Source organism: Olsenella porci (assembly GCF_009695875.1).
GTDB classification, from domain to species: Bacteria; Actinomycetota; Coriobacteriia; order Coriobacteriales; family Atopobiaceae; genus Olsenella_H; species Olsenella_H porci.
In genome coordinates this window covers 321,129-337,410 of record NZ_VUNC01000001.1, presented here as the reverse complement: position 1 = coordinate 337,410, position 16,282 = coordinate 321,129, and the positions used below count along the sequence as shown (strand labels likewise).

General features: G+C 63.7%; 13 protein-coding genes. All 13 read right to left on the bottom strand.

What is annotated here, in order from left to right; all coding sequences use genetic code 11:
- Nucleotides 1-115: 115 nt before the first annotated feature.
- Nucleotides 116-418 carry a 50S ribosomal protein L23 gene (gene rplW, locus FYJ68_RS01520; RefSeq protein WP_154433542.1) on the bottom strand — a complete coding sequence of 101 codons (303 nt, stop codon included), beginning with the start codon at nt 416-418 and terminating at the stop codon, nt 116-118.
- Nucleotides 418-1,044, bottom strand: coding sequence for a 50S ribosomal protein L4 (gene rplD, locus FYJ68_RS01515; RefSeq protein WP_154433541.1), 627 nt, complete (start codon nt 1,042-1,044; stop codon nt 418-420). Before rplD ends, rplW begins: the two co-directional genes overlap by 1 nt.
- Before the next feature lie 45 nt (nt 1,045-1,089).
- Nucleotides 1,090-1,710: a 50S ribosomal protein L3 gene (rplC, locus tag FYJ68_RS01510; RefSeq protein WP_154433540.1), complete on the bottom strand. Its 621-nt coding sequence runs from the start codon at nt 1,708-1,710 to the stop codon at nt 1,090-1,092.
- Nucleotides 1,711-1,971: 261 nt separating this feature from the next.
- Nucleotides 1,972-2,280 (bottom strand): 30S ribosomal protein S10, encoded by a 309-nt coding sequence (rpsJ, locus tag FYJ68_RS01505; protein WP_326832150.1) that lies wholly within the window; start codon nt 2,278-2,280, stop codon nt 1,972-1,974.
- A 61-nt stretch (nt 2,281-2,341) separates the two neighbouring features.
- On the bottom strand, nt 2,342-4,435 hold the full coding sequence (gene fusA / locus FYJ68_RS01500) for an elongation factor G (protein WP_154433538.1): 2,094 nt from the start codon (nt 4,433-4,435) through the stop codon (nt 2,342-2,344).
- Between the two features lie 25 nt (nt 4,436-4,460).
- Nucleotides 4,461-4,931 carry a 30S ribosomal protein S7 gene (gene rpsG, locus FYJ68_RS01495; RefSeq protein WP_154433537.1) on the bottom strand — a complete coding sequence of 157 codons (471 nt, stop codon included), beginning with the start codon at nt 4,929-4,931 and terminating at the stop codon, nt 4,461-4,463.
- Between the two features lie 47 nt (nt 4,932-4,978).
- Nucleotides 4,979-5,353, bottom strand: coding sequence for a 30S ribosomal protein S12 (gene rpsL, locus FYJ68_RS01490; RefSeq protein ID WP_154433536.1), 375 nt, complete (start codon nt 5,351-5,353; stop codon nt 4,979-4,981).
- Between the two features lie 213 nt (nt 5,354-5,566).
- A complete protein-coding gene (locus tag FYJ68_RS01485; protein ID WP_229771938.1) occupies nt 5,567-5,911 on the bottom strand; it encodes an ArsR/SmtB family transcription factor in 345 nt (114 codons plus the stop codon).
- Between the two features lie 106 nt (nt 5,912-6,017).
- Nucleotides 6,018-10,454 (bottom strand): DNA-directed RNA polymerase subunit beta', encoded by a 4,437-nt coding sequence (locus FYJ68_RS01480; protein WP_326832149.1) that lies wholly within the window; start codon nt 10,452-10,454, stop codon nt 6,018-6,020.
- Nucleotides 10,455-10,459: 5 nt separating this feature from the next.
- Nucleotides 10,460-13,969, bottom strand: coding sequence for a DNA-directed RNA polymerase subunit beta (rpoB, locus tag FYJ68_RS01475; RefSeq protein WP_326832148.1), 3,510 nt, complete (start codon nt 13,967-13,969; stop codon nt 10,460-10,462).
- A gap of 274 nt (nt 13,970-14,243) precedes the next feature.
- Nucleotides 14,244-14,624 carry a 50S ribosomal protein L7/L12 gene (gene rplL / locus FYJ68_RS01470; RefSeq protein WP_154433534.1) on the bottom strand — a complete coding sequence of 127 codons (381 nt, stop codon included), beginning with the start codon at nt 14,622-14,624 and terminating at the stop codon, nt 14,244-14,246.
- Between the two features lie 76 nt (nt 14,625-14,700).
- The gene (gene rplJ / locus FYJ68_RS01465; RefSeq protein WP_154433533.1) at nt 14,701-15,222 is read right to left on the bottom strand and encodes a 50S ribosomal protein L10; all 522 of its coding nucleotides are present in this window, start codon (nt 15,220-15,222) and stop codon (nt 14,701-14,703) included.
- A 347-nt stretch (nt 15,223-15,569) separates the two neighbouring features.
- A complete protein-coding gene (gene rplA / locus FYJ68_RS01460; protein WP_154433532.1) occupies nt 15,570-16,277 on the bottom strand; it encodes a 50S ribosomal protein L1 in 708 nt (235 codons plus the stop codon).
- Nucleotides 16,278-16,282: the final 5 nt, after the last annotated feature.

Sequence of the window (16,282 nt, the reverse complement as noted above, 5' to 3'; positions counted from 1 at the left end):
AATGGGGCGCAAGGCCCCGGTGAGACGACACCGGATTACCACGGTACCGCGCGTATCCCTAGTGCGCGGCATAGTTGCCCGGCCTCCAGAGGAGGCTCGAGCAACCAAGTACTAGCTAGTCCTCGTCGGACTGCTGGTTAGCAAAGATCTCAATCTGCTCACCATCGGCGATGGTGACGACAGCCTTCTTCCAAGTACGGGTCTTGCCGTACTGGTAGCGAACACGCTTGTTCTTGGGCTTGACCCAAAGGGTGTTGACCTTCTCGACGTGCACGTTGAAGAGCTTCTCGACCGCGTCGGCAATCTCACCCTTGGCAGCCTGGCGGGCAACCTCGAAGGTGTACTTGTTCTGCGCCATCAGGTCGAAGGAACGCTCGGAGATAACCGGGCGGACGATCACATTGTAGACGGAGTTCATTATGCGAGCACCTCCCCGAAGAACTTGGCGATCTCGGGAGACATCACGAGAGCGGCGTTGTCGATGAGGTAACGGGTGTTGGCCTCGGAGCGACCGATAACCGTGACCTTGGGAAGGTTGCGGAAGGAGAGGTACGTGTTGACATCGTCGTCGGGAACCACGACGGTCACGCGCTTGTCGGAGAGGCCGAGGGCGTTGAGCGCAGAGACGGCCTGCTTGGTCTTGGGGGCATCAAACTGCATGCCCTCAACGAGGACGAGCTCGGAGTCGGCCACCTTGCCGGAGAGCACGGAGCGCATGGCGAGCTTCTTCTCCTTGATGTTCACGCGGAGGGCGTGGCTGTGGGGCGTAGGCCCAAAGACGACGCCGCCTCCCCTGAACTGCGGGGCGCGAATGGTGCCCTGGCGCGCACGGCCGGTGCCCTTCTGACGGAAGGGCTTAGCGCCGCCACCGGAGACATGCTTGCGGTTCTTGGTGGAGTGCGTGCCCTGGCGCTGGCTGGCCTCGTAGGCCACCACGACACGGTGCACGACGGGGATGTTAGGCTCGATACCATAGACGCCGTCGGGGAGCTCGACCTCTCCGGTCGCCTTCCCCTCAACGTTCTTTACTTCGATCTTGGACATTCTGTCCTCCTTGTTAGCCTTGGGGCTTGTGGTCGTGCTGGGCCCTTAGGCCATGCGGACGGAGACGAAGGCGTTCTTTGCGCCGGGGACCGCGCCCTTGACAAGCAGGAGGTTCTGCTCGGCGTCGACACGAACGAGCTTGAGGTTCTTGACGGTCACGCGCTCGTTGCCCATGTGACCGCACATGTGAAGGCCCTTGCGGACGCGTGCGGGATATGCGCACTGGCCGATGGAGCCCGGCTCGCGCTGGTTGCGGGAACCGTGGGTCATGGGGCCGCAGGCGAAGTTCCAGCGCTTGATGGTGCCCTGGAAGCCCTTGCCCTTGGAGGTGCCGGTGACATCGACGGCCTTGACCTCGGAGAAGTCAGCAACGGTCACCTTGTCGCCGCAGTTGTGCTCCTCGCCGTTCTCGACGCGGACCTCGCGCAGGAAGCGCATGGGCGCGACGCCGTGGGCGTCGAAGTGACCCTGCATGGGCTTGTTGACGTGCTTGGAAGTGATGTCGCCAAAGCCAATCTGGACGGCATCGTAGCCGTCGGTGGCCTTGGTTTTGACCTGCGAGACAACGCAGGGGCCGGCCTGGATGACGGTCACGGGGACGACGTTGTCGTTCTCGTCCCAGACCTGCGTCATCCCGATCTTGCGGCCAAGAATCGTGCTGACCATACTCTTTCCTAACCCTCGGTGGTCATGGGACCGACGGGCAACCCTTTGCCCTCCCCCAGCGGACCACATCTGACATTGGCCCGACCACGAGACACACAGGTATCCCGCAATCGAAGCAGCTTGACTAGTGTACACTCCCGGGGCCGTGTTCACAATGAAACAACAATTTCCCTCGTAGACACCCAGAAGTCTCTTGGTGGCCAACATACAAGGAGGCCCTCCGCAAGGCGGGGGGCCTCCCAAACCAATGCGCTCTGATTCCTAGAGCTTGATCTCGATGTCAACCCCGGCGGGGAGGTCGAGCCTCATGAGGGAGTCGACCGTGGAGCTGGAGGGGTCGAGGATGTCGATGAGGCGCTTGTGGGTGCGCATCTCGAACTGCTCGCGGGAGTCCTTGTCCTTGTGCGGGGAGCGGATGACCGTGTAGAGGTTGCGCTCGGTGGGCAGGGGAATGGGGCCGGAAACGCGGGCGCCGGTCTTCTGGGCGGTGTCGACGATGAGCTTCGCGGACTGGTCAACGACCTCGTGATCGTAGCCCTTGAGGCGAATCCTGATCTTCTGGCTTGACACTTGTAATACCTCCATCGATGGGCTTGCGCGGTGTCGCCCGCGCTGCCGTTGGCTACGTTACTTACTCGTTCCCGCCGTTCTTGGCGACAATCTGCTCGCGGATGTTCTTGGGAACCGGCTCGTACGAGTCGAACTGCATGGTGTACGAGGCGCGGCCCTGAGTCTGGGAGCGAAGGTCGGTGGCGTAGCCGAACATCTCGCCCAGGGGTACCTTGGCGCGGATGAGCTTGGTGTTCTTGCGGTCCTCCATGCCCTCGATCTTGCCGCGGCGGCCAGAGAGGTTGCCCATGACGTCGCCCATGTACTGCTCGGGCGTCTCCACCTCGACCTGCTCGACGGGCTCGAGGAGCACGGGGTCGGACTCCTGCAGGGCCTTCTTGATGGCCATGGAGCCGGCGATCTTGAAGGCGGCCTCGGACGAGTCGACCTCGTGGTAGGAGCCGTCGACCAGGGTCACCTTGATGTCCTGGACGGGGTAGCCGGCGATAACACCGCTCTCGAGCGCCTCCTGAATGCCCTTGTCAACCGAGGGGATGTACTCCTTGGGGATGGCGCCGCCGACGGTGGCGTCAACGAACTCGTAGCCAAAGCCGGGCTCCATGGGCTCCATGTCGATGATCGCGTCGCCGTACTGGCCGCGGCCACCGGACTGGCGGACGAACTTGCCCTGAACATGCTGGACGGCGTGACCGGCGGTCTCGCGATAGGCGACCTGGGGCTTGCCCACGTTGCAGTCGACGTGGAACTCGCGGCGCAGACGGTCGACGATGATCTCGAGGTGAAGCTCGCCCATGCCGGCGATGATGGTCTGGCCGGTCTCGTGGTCGGTGTGGACGCGGAAGGTCGGGTCCTCCTCGGCCAGCTTGGCGAGACCGACGGACATCTTGTCCTGCTCGGCCTTGGACTTGGGCTCGACTGCGACGTCGATGACGGGGTCGGCGAAGTCGATGGACTCGAGCACGATGGGGTGCTTCTCGTCGCAGAGCGTATCGCCGGTCGAGGTGTTCTTGAGGCCGACGCAGGCAACGATGTCGCCAGCGGAGCACTCGTCACGGTCGACGCGGTCGTTGGCGTTCATCTCGAGGATGCGGCCGAGGCGCTCGCGGCCGTCCTTGACGGAGTTGTAGACGTAGCTGCCCGCCTCCGCCTGACCAGAGTACACGCGGATGTAGGTAAGCTTGCCGACGAAGGGGTCGGTCATGATCTTGAAGGCGAGGGCCGAGAAGGGCTCCTTGAAGTCCGCGTGACGGACCTCGGGCTCACCCTTGAGGTTCTTGCCGTCGATCTCCTTGACGTCGAGCGGGCTGGGGAGGTAGTCCACGACGGCGTCGAGGAGCTCCTGGATGCCCTTGTTCTTGTAGGCGGAGCCCACGAAGACGGGGTTGAGCTCGTTGGCGATGACGCCCTTGCGGATGGCCTTCTTGAGCAGGTCGACGGGCACCTCCTTCTCCTCGAGGATGAGCTCCATCAGCTCGTCGTCGAAGTTGGAGGCCGCGTCAAGGAGCTCCTCGCGCTTCTCGGCGGCGATGTCCTTGAACTCGTCAGGAATCTCGTCCATGGGCTCGGGGTAGATCATGCCCTTGGCATCTTCCTTGAAGTCCCAGGCGGTGTTGGTGACGAGGTCGATGAGACCCCAGAAGTTGGACTCGGCGCCCATGGGGATCTGGGCGGCAACGGCAACGGCGCCAAGGCGGTCCTTCATGGTCTCGATCGCGTTGAAGAAGTCAGCGCCCACGCGGTCGTACTTGTTGATGAAGGCGATGCGGGGGACGCCGTAGTTGGCGGCCTGGCGCCAGACGGTCTCAGACTGCGGCTGAACTCCGGCGACGGCGTCGAACACGGCGACGGCACCATCGAGGACGCGCAGGCAGCGCTCGACCTCGGCGGTGAAGTCAACGTGGCCAGGGGTGTCGATGATCTGGATGACGTGGTCCTTCCAGAAGCACGTGGTTGCCGCGGAGGTGATAGTCACGCCGCGCTCCTGCTCCTGGACCATCCAGTCCATGGTTGCAGCGCCGTCGTGGACCTCACCGATCTTGTGCGTCTTGCCGGTGTAGTAGAGGATGCGCTCCGTCGTGGTGGTCTTACCGGCGTCGATGTGGGCCATGATGCCGATGTTGCGGAGGTCCTCGAGCTTGTACTTAACCTTTGCCATGTGTGGTTACTCCTCGTGTCCCGAACTAGAAACGGTAGTGAGAGAACGCACGGTTGGCCTCTGCCATCTTGAAGAGGTCCTCACGCTTCTTGACGGACGCGCCCACGCCGTTGGCGGCATCCATGAGCTCGTTGGCAAGGCGCTGGGCCATGGTGTTCTCCTTGCGGGCGCGGGAGAAGTTGACGATCCAGCGGATGGCGAGGGTGGTAGCGCGACGGGAGTTGACCTCCATGGGCACCTGATAGGTGGCGCCGCCGACGCGGCGAGGCTTGACCTCGAGGGTGGGGCGGACGTTGTCCATGGCCTTCTTGAAGACGGCCACGGGGTCCTGCTCGGTCTTCTCCTTGATGATGTCGAAGGCACCGTAGACGATGCGCTCAGCGGTGGCCTTCTTGCCATCGAGGAGGACCTTGTTGATCAGCTGGGTCACGAGACGGTTGTTGTAGACGGCGTCGGGAGTGACCTCGCGACGGACTGCTGCTGCACGACGCGGCATATTGTATCTCCTAATGTTCGAGAGCTAATTCAGACGTTGGGAAGTGCCTACTCCTTGGGGCGCTTGGCGCCGTAGCGGGAGCGAGCCTTCTTGCGGTCCTGAACTGCCGCGCAGTCATAGGCGCCGCGGATGATCTTGTAACGCACGCCAGGGAGGTCGCGCACGCGGCCGCCACGGATGAGGACGATGGAGTGCTCCTGCAGGTTGTGGCCCTCACCGGGGATATAGGCCGTGACCTCGATGCCGTTGACGAGGCGCACACGGGCGACCTTGCGGAGTGCGGAGTTAGGCTTCTTGGGGGTGGTGGTGAAGACGCGGGTGCACACGCCACGCTTCTGGGGGTTGTGCTGCAGTGCTGCGTTCTTGGACTTGGCCTTGTGAGAAACGCGGCCCTGGCGGACGAGCTGGTTGATGGTAGGCAAAGCTTCTCTCCTTCTTGAGACGTACGGTTGGTGGTGCGCGAGCACCTATGTGTCAAGGACGCCTCAGCACCGACGCCCTGGATCGTTGTGTGCGCACGTTCACGCCCAAAACAAGCCGATGTTGCAGATTACGCGCGCATTTCGCAGTTGTCAAAAAGCCACGGTACCGGGCGTATCCCCTCTTCACGCCACGTACACAGATGATCCCGTGGCCTACTCGACCGGCGCGACCTCCTCGGCGGCGTGCTGAAGGCCCGTGCGTATGAGCATCCTCACGTGGTCGTCCGTGAGCGAGTAGATCACCCGCTGGCCCTCGCGGCGAGAGGCGACGAGGCCACGGTCCCTGAGCAGGCGGAGCTGGTGGGAGATTGCGCTCTGCGACACGTGGCAGACCTCGGTGAGCTCCCCCACCGCCCTGTCGCCTTGCGTGAGGACCCCGAGGATCTGGAACCTGGTCGAGTCGCTGAGGGCGTCGAATATCTGCGTCGCGCTGTACACGACGTCGTCGTTTGCCAGGTACTCCTCGAGGGGGCACATGTCTTCGTCCATAGCTGCCATCGGCACACCCCTTTCCGCCGGTCCTCATGGCCCGGATGCAGGGAGGCCCCACCACCCTGGCGGTGATGGGGCCTCCCCTTCCTACCTTACGTGTTCCACCGGGACGCTACTCGCCGTCCTCGGAGGCCTCGTTCTTCTCGACCTGCGAAAGGAGGTCGTGCAGGGAGCCCAGGTCCTCGTTGATGACCTGTCCCTGGTCGGACTCGTCCGTGGAGGGCGCGCCGATGAGTTCGTCGTCCCCGGCGGAGTCGTGCTTGGCTGGCGCCGCAGTCCCCAGCATGATGTCGTTGTCGGCATCAGGCGAGAAGACCATGTTGAGCAGCTGGGAGAGGTCCTCGCTGTCGGCCTCGTCCTCGTCGGGCTCCAGGATGTATAGGAGGTTGCGTGCCTCCAGGCCCTCACGAAGCTCCTCGATCGCCTTGGCTCCGATGCCGTCAATGCGGAGGAGGTCGTCCTCGGTCTTGCCGATGAGGTCACCCACCGTCTCGATCCCCACCTCGCTGAACTTGTTGGTCCAGCGCTGCGAGACGCCGAGGTCGTCGAACAGGTACAGCTTTGCGTCCTCGCTGGAAAGCGTGCGGCCGTTCTTGGAGTACACGCCGCCGTAGCCGTAGTCGTCGCCAATCCAGTCGAGCTGCTTGGGCAGCTGCTCCTCGATGCCCTTGAGCTCGTCGGGCGCCCACTCGGGCAGGCTCTTAGCCAGCGGGGAGGTGGGACCGTCGATCTTCTGGCCGTGGTAGGTGAGCTCCACGTCGTCGTAGGCCTTGAGGCCGGTGCCGGCGGGGATCTTCTTGCCCACGATGACGTTGGACTTGAGGTCGAGCAGGTGGTCCACCTCACCCTTGATGGCGCTCTCGGTGAGGACGCCAGCAGTGCGGATGAACGACGCGCTGGACAGCCAGGAGTCGATGGAGCTTGCGACCTTGAGGGTGCCCAGGATCACGGGCTCCGCCTCGGGAGGCGTGCCGCCGGCGAGCGCGATGTTGCGCACGGTCTCCGCGAACACGTAACGGTCGACGTACTGGCCAAGGAGGTACGTGGAGTCACCGGGGTTGGTCACCTGGACGCGACGAAGCATCTGACGCGCGATAACCTCGATGTGCTTGTCGTTGAGGTCAACGCCCTGCGAGGTGTACACGTCCTTGACGGACTTGACGAACGTGTGCATGGTCGACTCGATGTCGGTGAGCTTGCGCAGCTTGCGGAAGTTCACGAAGCCACGGGTGATCTGGTCGCCCGCACGAACCTCACAGCCATCCTCAAAGCCCGGCATGAAGCGCACGGACGCGGGGACGCGCCACTCGGCAACGATGCGGGACTCGTCGTTGGCATCCTTGATCTGGAGCAGGTACTCGGACTGCTCGGGCGTGATGCGCAGGATGCCCGAGACCGGTGCGAGGTCGGCCTCGCGACCGAGGATCTTCTCGTTGACGTTGCCGACGACGTCGAACATGCGGGCGACCGTGGGGAGGCCCTGCGTGATGTCGTCAGCGCCTGCGACGCCGCCGGAGTGAATGGTGCGCATCGTGAGCTGGGTGCCCGGCTCGCCGATGGACTGGGCGGCGATGATGCCGACGGAGGTACCGATGTTGACCGGACGACGAGTGGAAAGGTCCCAGCCGTAGCACTTCTGGCACACGCCGTACTTGGACTTGCAGGTGAGCAGGGCGCGCAGCTCGACCTTCCTGAGGCCTGCATCGACCATGCGCTGCAGGTCTTCCTTCGTCTCCACGTATCCGCCAGCGGGGATGATGACCTCGCCGGTGGTGGGGTCGGTGACGTCGTGGAGCGCGCAGCGACCGATGAGGTCGGTGTCCACGTCCGTCTCGCCCGGCTTGATGAGGTCGTAGGTCACGGCCTCGTCCGTACCGCAGTCCTCCTCGCGCACGATGACGTCCTGTGCGACGTCGACCAGACGACGGGTGAGGTAGCCGGAGTCGGATGTGTGCGAGGCGGTGTCAACGAGGCCCTTGCGCGCGCCGTAGGTGGAGATGAAGTACTCCAGCGGCTGCAGGCCCTCACGGAAGTTTGCCTTAATCGGGAGGTCGATGGTGTCGCCGGACATATCGGCCATGAGGCCGCGCATGCCGGCGAGCTGACGGAGCTGGGTCTTGGAGCCACGGGCGCCGGAATCGGCCATCATGTAGATGGGGTTGTCCTCGGCGAAGCCCTGCAGCATCTCGGTGCCCAGGAGGTCGGTGCACTCCGTCCAGGCGTTGATGACCTCGGCGTGGCGCTCCCTCTCGGACAGGAAGCCGTCCTCGTAGTACTCGTTGATCTCGTCGACCTTGCCCTGCGCCTCCTCCAGGAGCTGAGGCTTGTCCTCGGGGATGACGGCATCCCACACCGAGATGGTGAGGCCAGCGCGGGTGGCGTAGTGGAAGCCCACCTGCTTGATGGCGTCTAGGATCGGCTCGACGGCAGAGGTGCTGTAGCGGTCGCAGCAGTCGTTGACCAGGGCTGCGATGTCGCCCTTGACCATCTTGTAGTTCATGTACGGGTAGTCGTGCGGCAGGCACTGGCGATTGAAGATCACGCGGCCGACGGTGGTCTCGAAGCGCACGGTGCCGTCGGTGACGTCGAAGTCCTCGAAGTCGGACTTTCCCTGCCTCACGCGGAAGTACTTTCTTCCGTCCTTCTCCAGATTGGCATCTGCGGCAGAGACGCGCACGTAGATCTTGGCCTGGATGTCGATGCCGGCGAGCTCGTCAAACGCGAGCAGCGCGTCGTCAAAGCTGGCGAACACGCGGCCCTCGCCCTTGAGGCCGTCCTTCTCGGTGGTGAGGAAGTACACGCCAAAGACCATGTCCTGGGAGGGCACGGTGAGCACCTTACCGGATGCCGGCGAGCGCAGGTTGTTGCTCGAGAGCATGAGCACGCGGGCCTCGGTCTGCGCCTGGGTGGACAGGGGCACGTGCACGGACATCTGGTCGCCGTCGAAGTCTGCGTTAAACGGCGCGCAGACCAGCGGATGCAGGTGGATGGCCTTACCCTCGACCAGAACAGGCTCGAACGCCTGGATGGACAGGCGGTGGAGGGTCGGGGCGCGGTTGAGCAGGACCAGGCGGCCCTTGATGACCTCGTCGAGCACGTCCCACACCGCAGGGGCCCCGCGGTCGATGGCGCGCTTGGCGCCCTTGATGTTCTCGACCTTGCCGAGCTCGACCAGGCGACGCATCACGAACGGCTTGAAGAGCTCGAGCGCCATGGCCGAGGGGAGGCCGCACTGGTGCAGCTTGAGGTGCGGGTCGACGACGATGACCGAACGGCCGGAGTAGTCGACGCGCTTGCCGAGCAGGTTCTGGCGGAAGCGGCCCTGCTTACCCTTGAGGGCCTCGGCGAGCGACTTGAGGGGACGCCCACCACGCCCGGTGACGGGGCGGCCTCGACGACCGTTGTCGAAGAGGGCGTCGACCGACTCCTGGAGCATGCGCTTCTCGTTGTTGACGATGATCGCGGGTGCATCAAGGTCGAGCAGCCTCTTGAGGCGGTTGTTTCGGTTGATGACGCGACGGTAGAGGTCGTTGAGGTCGGACGCAGCAAAGCGGCCGCCGTCGAGCTGCACCATGGGGCGCAGGTCGGGCGGAATCACGGGGATGACGTCCAGGATCATGTTGGCGGGGTCGTTGCCGCCCTGCAGGAAGGCGTCCACGATCTCGAGACGCTTGACCGCGCGCTCCTTCTTCTGCTTCTGGGAATCCTCGGACGAGATGATGGCGCGGAGCCTCTCGGCCTCCTCCCCCAGGTCGATGCCGCGAAGGAGCTCGCGGACGGCCTCGGCGCCCATGCCACCCTTGAAGTAGATGGAGTAGTAGCGACGCATCTCGGAGAAGAGCTGCTCATCGGAGATGAGCTCGCGCTCCTCCAGGCTCATGAACTTGTCGAAGGCGTCCTTGCGGAGCTGCTTCTCCTCCTCGTACTCCTCCTCGAGGTCGACGATGCCGGCCCTGATCTCGTCCTGCGAGAGGGGCTCGACGTCGTCGAAGCCATCCTCGGAGGGCTCGCCCTGGGCCTTGAGGCGCTCGATCTCGTCGTCGCGCTCGGCGTCGAGCTCCTCGATGTCGGCGGCCAGCTCCTCCTTGAGGTCGTCGGCGTCAGCCTCGCGAGCCTCCGCATCGACGCTGGTGATGACGTAGGAGGCGAAGTACAGGATCTTCTCCAGGTCCTTGCTCTTCATGTCGAGCAGGCGGGCCAGGGGGAAGGTCGCGGGGCTCTTGAAGTACCAGATGTGGCTCACGGGAGCTGCGAGCTCGATGTGGCCCATGCGCTCGCGGCGAACCTTGGCGCTGGTGACCTCGACGCCGCAGCGCTCGCACACGATGCCCTTGAACCGGATGCCCTTGTACTTGCCGCAGGCGCACTCCCAGTCCTTGGTGGGGCCAAAGATCTTCTCGCAGAAGAGGCCGTCCTTCTCGGGCTTGAGGGTGCGGTAGTTGATGGTCTCGGGCTTCTTGACCTCGCCGTGCGACCAGCTGCGAATCTCGTCTGCGGAGGCGAGCGAGATCTTTATAGCGTCGAAATCGGTGGTATCGAAATCTGCCACGTTCGCTACTCCTTATCGTTGGTGGTTTCGCCGGCGAGGGCCTGATCCCTCTCGCCGCCGGCAGAGATCTCGCCGATGAGGTCGTCGGCGCTGTCCGCACCGGCAAACACGTCGACCGCGCTCTTCTCGGGCTGGTCGTCCTTCTGCTTGGCCTCCTCCTTCTTGTAGGAGATGGGCTCGATGTCCAGGGCCAGTGAGCGAATCTCCTTGACCAGGACCTTGAAGGACTCGGGGATGCCCGGCCTTGGGACGTTCTCGCCCTTGACGATGGCCTCGTAGGACTTGACGCGCCCGGTGGTGTCGTCCGACTTGATGGTCATCATCTCGTGCAGCACGTTGGAGGCGCCGTAGGCATAGAGCGCCCACACCTCCATCTCGCCGAAGCGCTGGCCGCCAAACTGGGCCTTGCCGCCCAGAGGCTGCTGGGTGACCAGGGAGTACGGACCCGTCGAACGCGCGTGAATCTTGTCGTCGACCATGTGGCCAAGCTTGAGGATGTAGCTCGTGCCAACGGTGATGGGGCTCTTGAAGGCCTCGCCGGTGCGCCCGTCGTACAGGGTGGTCTTACCCTGCTCGTTGAGCTGAGGCACGAACTCCGCCTTGGTGTGCTCGCCAAACTCGCGCATGGCCTTGTTCATGAGGTTGATGTTGGTGCGGCGGATGGCCTCCTTGACCTCCTCGTCGGTCGCGCCGTCAAAGACGGGGGTGGAGACGAACATGGGTCCGTCCACGACCTTCTTGGAATCGGGGTCGTCCACGTCCCAGCCGTGGGAGGCGGCCCAACCAAGGTGGCACTCAAGCAGCTGGCCCACGTTCATACGAGAGGGGACGCCCAGAGGGTCGAGCAGGACGTCGACTGGCGTGCCGTCCGCCATATAGGGCATGTCCTCGATGGGCAGCACGTTGCACACGACGCCCTTGTTGCCGTGGCGGCCAGAGATCTTGTCGCCCTGCTGGATCTTGCGGCGCTGGGCGACGAAGACGCGCACGAGCTCGTTGACTCCGGGCGGGAGGTCATCACCGGCCTCGCGGCTGAAGCGCACCACGTCGACGACGCGGCCATAGGAGCCATGGGGCATCTTGAGCGAGGTATCGCGCACGTCATGCGCCTTTGCGCCGAAGATGGCGCGCAGGAGCCTCTCCTCCGCGGTGAGCGCGGTCTCGCCCTTGGGGGTCACCTTGCCAACCAGGATGTCTCCCGGGCCGACCTCAGCGCCGATGCGGATGATTCCGTCGTCGTCCAGGTTGGCGAGCATGTCCTCGCTCTGGTTGGGGATCTCGCGAGTGATCTCCTCGGGCCCAAGCTTGGTGTCACGGGCGTCGATCTCGTGACGCGAGATGTTGACGGAGGTGAGGAGGTCGTCCTGTACCACGCGCTCGGAGACGATGATACCGTCCTCGTAGTTGTAGCCCTCCCAAGGCATGTACGCCACGGTGAGGTTGGTGCCCAGGGCGAGCTCGCCGTGATCGACCGAGGGGCCGTCGGTGAGCGGCTGCCCCTGAATCACGTGCTGGCCAGTGTGGACCACGGGACGGTGGTTGATGCAGGTACTCTGGTTGGAGCGCTCGTACTTGGGGAGGTCGTAGCGCTCGAGGTCGCCACCGACGGTCTTGACGACCACGTGGGCCGCGTCGACCTCGACGACGGTGCCGTCGTGCTCGGCGCAGATGAGCTCGCCGGAGTCCTGTGCGGCGCGGGCCTCGAGGCCGGTCCCGACCACGGGGGCATGCGACTTGATCAGGGGCACTGCCTGGCGCTGCATGTTGGCGCCCATGAGGGTACGCTTTGCGTCGTCGTGCTCAAGGAACGGGATGAGGTTTGCGGCGACGGAAAGAAGCTGTCGGGGCGAGACGTCCATGTAGTCGACGGACTCGACGGGAACCTGGGCGGGAGCGCCGAAGGAGCCGTCGAAGTTGCGCGTACGCGCGACGACCGTCTCGGGGTTGTAGATGTTGCCCTTTGCGTCAACGGCGACGAAGTGACCCGTCTTGGGGTCGATGGGGACGTTGGCGGGGGCGATGTTGTGGTTCTCCTCCTCGTCCGCGGTCATCCAGTCGATCTGGTCGGTGACCTTGCCGTCCACCACGCGACGGTACGGGGCCTCGATGAAGCCGTACTCGTTGACGTGAGCGTACAGGGCCAGGGAGCCGATGAGGCCGATGTTGGGACCCTCGGGGGTCTCGATGGGGCACATGCGCGCATAGTGGGAGTTGTGGACGTCGCGGACCGCCGTGGGGACGTTCGTACGACGGCTGGAGCCGGACTTGTGCCCAGCGAGGCCGCCAGGGCCGAGCGCGGACAGGCGACGCTTGTGCGTGAGCCCGGCGAGCGGGTTGGACTGGTCCATGAACTGGGACAGCTGAGAGGAGCCGTAGAACTCCTTGATGGCAGCCACGATGGGCCTGATGTTGATGAGCGACTGCGGCGTGATGTCGTCGGCGTCCTGCGATGCCATGCGCTCGCGGATGACGCGCTCCATACGGCTCATGCCGATGCGGAACTGGTTCTGAACGAGCTCGCCCACCGTGCGGACGCGGCGGTTGCCAAAGTGGTCGATATCGTCGAGCTTCTTGGTGGGGTCACCCTCGTGCAGGGCCAACAGGTAGCGGAGCGCGGTGACGATGTCCTCGCTGGTGAGCACGCGCTGCTGCGAGTCAGCGTCGAGGCCGAGCTTCTTGTTGATCTTGTAGCGACCAACGCGGGCGAGGTCGTAGCGCTGGTTGTTGAAGTAGAGGCCGTCGAGAAGGGCCTTGGCGGAGTCCACGGTGGGGGGCTCGCCGGGGCGCTGGCGACGGTAGATCTCGATGAGGGCGTCCTCCCTTGTGGTGGCGGTGTCGCGCTCGAGCGTGGAGCGGACCACGTCAGAGTCGCCAAGGAGGTTCATGATCTCGTCGTCCGACTCGGCGATGCCGAGCGCGCGGAGGAAGAGCGTGGCGTTCTGGCGGCGCTTGCGGTCGATGGAGACGACCAGGTGGCCGTGCTTGTCCACCTCAAACTCCAGCCAAGCGCCGCGGGCGGGGATGAACTGGACGTGGTGGACCTGCACGCCGTTGTCCAGTTCGGAGGAGAAGTACACTCCAGGCGAACGGACCAGCTGCGAGACGACCACGCGCTCGGTGCCGTTGATGATGAAGGTGCCGCGGTTGGTCATGAGCGGGAAGTCGCCCATGAAGACGAGCTGCTCCTTGATCTCGCCCGTCTCCTTGTTGACGAAGCGGACGTCAACGAAGAGCGGGGCCTGATAAGAGATGTCCTTGGCGCGGCATTCGGCTATGGTATTGGGGGCATCGCCAAACTGGTGGTCACCAAAGGTGACCTCCATGGTCTTGGCGGAGTTCTCGATTGGGGAGAACTCGGCGAACGAGTCTGCCAGACCCTCGCCCATGAAGTGCTCGAACGACTCCTTCTGAACCGAGATGAGGTTGGGCAGCTCCATTGCGGGCGGGATCTTGCTGAAGCTCACGCGGTGACGCTGCTCCTGCGTTTCAGCTTGGGAAGACTTTGCGGTAGGCACCAGGCACTTCCTCCTTCTACGTTTAAAAGCGGCAGTTGTCGCAATCTAATAAGGTACCGAAACGCTCAACCTCGGTCAATGATAAAGTCTTGACATTGGCAACGTTATTTTGTATGGGCAGGTCGATACCCCCTACCTGCGGTTTGAGAATTTTCCCTTGTGTTCGCCCTGTGAAATGTCCCAATGGCCCCCTATGGCGAATTGAGTTCACAGTCAGAAAAAGGGGCCGGACTTGTGGTCCGGCCCCTTCCGCAAAACGCCTGTAAAGGTCGAGTTACTTGAGCTTGACCTCGGCGCCGGCCTCCTCGAGCTTGGCCTTGGCACCCTCGGCGTCCTCCTTGGAGGCACCCTCGAGGATGACCTTGGGGGCGGACTCGACGGCCTCCTTGGCCTCCTTGAGGCCAAGGTTGGTGAGGGCGCGGACGACCTTGATGACGGCGATCTTGTTGGAGCCGAAGGAGGTCAGCTCAACGTCGAAGTTGGTCTTCTCCTCCTCCTCGGCAGCAGCGCCACCGGCCGCAGGAGCGGCGGCAACGGCAACGGGGGCAGCGGCGGAGACGCCGAAGACGTCCTCCAGCTCGTGAACGAGCTCGGAAAGCTCGAGGGCGGGCATCTCCTTGAGGGCCTCGATGATCTCATCCTTGGTGACAGCCATGTCAATTCTCCTTTTTCGGGGGACACGCTGGGTGCCCCTACAACTTCTTGCTTGTGGTGACTTGAATCACGCGGCCTTAGGCGGCGTTCTTCTGGTCGACGACGGCCTGGAGCGCGGTGGCGAGACCACGCGCGGGACCGGCGCAAACCTGCGCGATGCCCGTGAGGGGGCTGGCCATGACGTAGACGAGCTGCGCCATGAGCTCCTCGCGAGACGCGAGCTCGGCGTAGGCCTTGGCGCCCTCGGCGTCGAGTGCCTGGCCATCGGCGATCGCTCCGACCCACTCGATCTTCTTGAGGGCCTCGGAGTGCTTCTTGATGACCTTGGCAGCCTCGACCGGGTCGTTCTCGTAGAAGACGTATGCGATGGTGCCCTTGAGCTTGTCGCTCACGTCGGGCAGGCCCGCGTTCTTCACGGCGATGTCGACGAGGTTGTTCTTGTAGACCTTCATGGACGCACCGGCATCGCGGAGGTCGCGGCGAAGCGCCTCGGTCTCCTTGACGGTGAGGCCACGGTAGTCGATGAAGAACACGCCCTTGCTTGCGCCGATGGTCTCGTTGATCTTCTCGAGCATATCGATCTTGGACTGTGCTGGCATATGTACACCTCCCTGATTTGCTAGGGCACGAACCGCCGACGCTGGCGGGCCTTAGCAAAAGACCCCGCAAGGCGCGCAGCCAAAGCGGGGTCAGGGATTCAATCTCAGACCACCTCGGCAGGCGGGAAACCCCATTGAGCCTTGCGGCACCGGCTGTCTTTGGCAGCGGACGTGCTGTTGTTACGTACGCCCTTTCGAGCATATGAATTGTGCCAGCACCAAATGCGCCTGTCAAGCGAGTGCCCCCGGCATCTCCCCCTCAGGCGCAATCTTGACATCGGCTCCACAGACGAAAAGGGCCGCCCCGCAAAGACGGGACGACCCTTTCATACTTGCCGACCTTTGGCCTAGGCCTCGAGGAAGTTACGGGTGACGCTGGAGTCAACCCTGACGCCAGGACCCATGGTGGAGGAGACGACGACGCTCTTCACGTACTTGCCCTTGGCGGCAGACGGCTTGACGCGAAGGATCTCGGTGTAGAGGGCGGCGTAGTTCTCGGTGAGCTGCTCGGGGGTGAAGGACACCTTTCCCAGGGGCACATGGCAGATGCCGTAACGATCCGCACGATACTCGACGCGGCCGGCCTTGAGCTCCTTGACCATCTTCTCGACGTCCATGGTCACCGTGCCCAGCTTGGGGTTGGGCATGAGGCCGCGAGGGCCGAGGATGCGGCCGAGACGACCGACCTTGCCCATGAGGTTGGGGGTCGCGATGACGGCGTCGAAGTCGATGTTGCCCTTCTGGACCTCGGCCACAAGCTCGTCAGAGCCCACGACGTCGGCGCCGGCTGCCTTGGCCTCCTCGGCCTTGGCACCCTCGGCGAAAACGGCAACACGGACCTGCTTGCCGGTGCCGTTGGGCAGGGAGATCGAACCACGAACGTTCTGGTCGGCCTTGCGGGTGTCGACGCCCAGGCGAATGGAGACCTCGACGGTCTCGTCAAACTTGGCGCTGGAGAGCTCCTTGACGAGCGCGAGAGCCTCCTTGGGAGAGTAGGCCTTGCCCTCCTCGAGCTTCTTTGCGGCGTCGCGATAGTTCTTGCCGTGCTTTGCCATTTCTT

What these genes read in the sequence shown, in the direction of transcription:
- rplW (WP_154433542.1), bottom strand. Translation starts at nt 418, where the DNA reads ATGAACTCCGTCTACAATGTGATCGTCCGCCCGGTTATCTCCGAGCGT.
- rplD (WP_154433541.1), bottom strand. Translation starts at nt 1,044, where the DNA reads ATGTCCAAGATCGAAGTAAAGAACGTTGAGGGGAAGGCGACCGGAGAG.
- rplC (WP_154433540.1), bottom strand. Translation starts at nt 1,710, where the DNA reads ATGGTCAGCACGATTCTTGGCCGCAAGATCGGGATGACGCAGGTCTGG.
- fusA (WP_154433538.1), bottom strand. Translation starts at nt 4,435, where the DNA reads ATGGCAAAGGTTAAGTACAAGCTCGAGGACCTCCGCAACATCGGCATC.
- rpsG (WP_154433537.1), bottom strand. Translation starts at nt 4,931, where the DNA reads ATGCCGCGTCGTGCAGCAGCAGTCCGTCGCGAGGTCACTCCCGACGCC.
- FYJ68_RS01485 (WP_229771938.1), bottom strand. Translation starts at nt 5,911, where the DNA reads ATGGCAGCTATGGACGAAGACATGTGCCCCCTCGAGGAGTACCTGGCA.
- rplL (WP_154433534.1), bottom strand. Translation starts at nt 14,624, where the DNA reads ATGGCTGTCACCAAGGATGAGATCATCGAGGCCCTCAAGGAGATGCCC.
- rplJ (WP_154433533.1), bottom strand. Translation starts at nt 15,222, where the DNA reads ATGCCAGCACAGTCCAAGATCGATATGCTCGAGAAGATCAACGAGACC.
- rplA (WP_154433532.1), bottom strand. Translation starts at nt 16,277, where the DNA reads ATGGCAAAGCACGGCAAGAACTATCGCGACGCCGCAAAGAAGCTCGAG.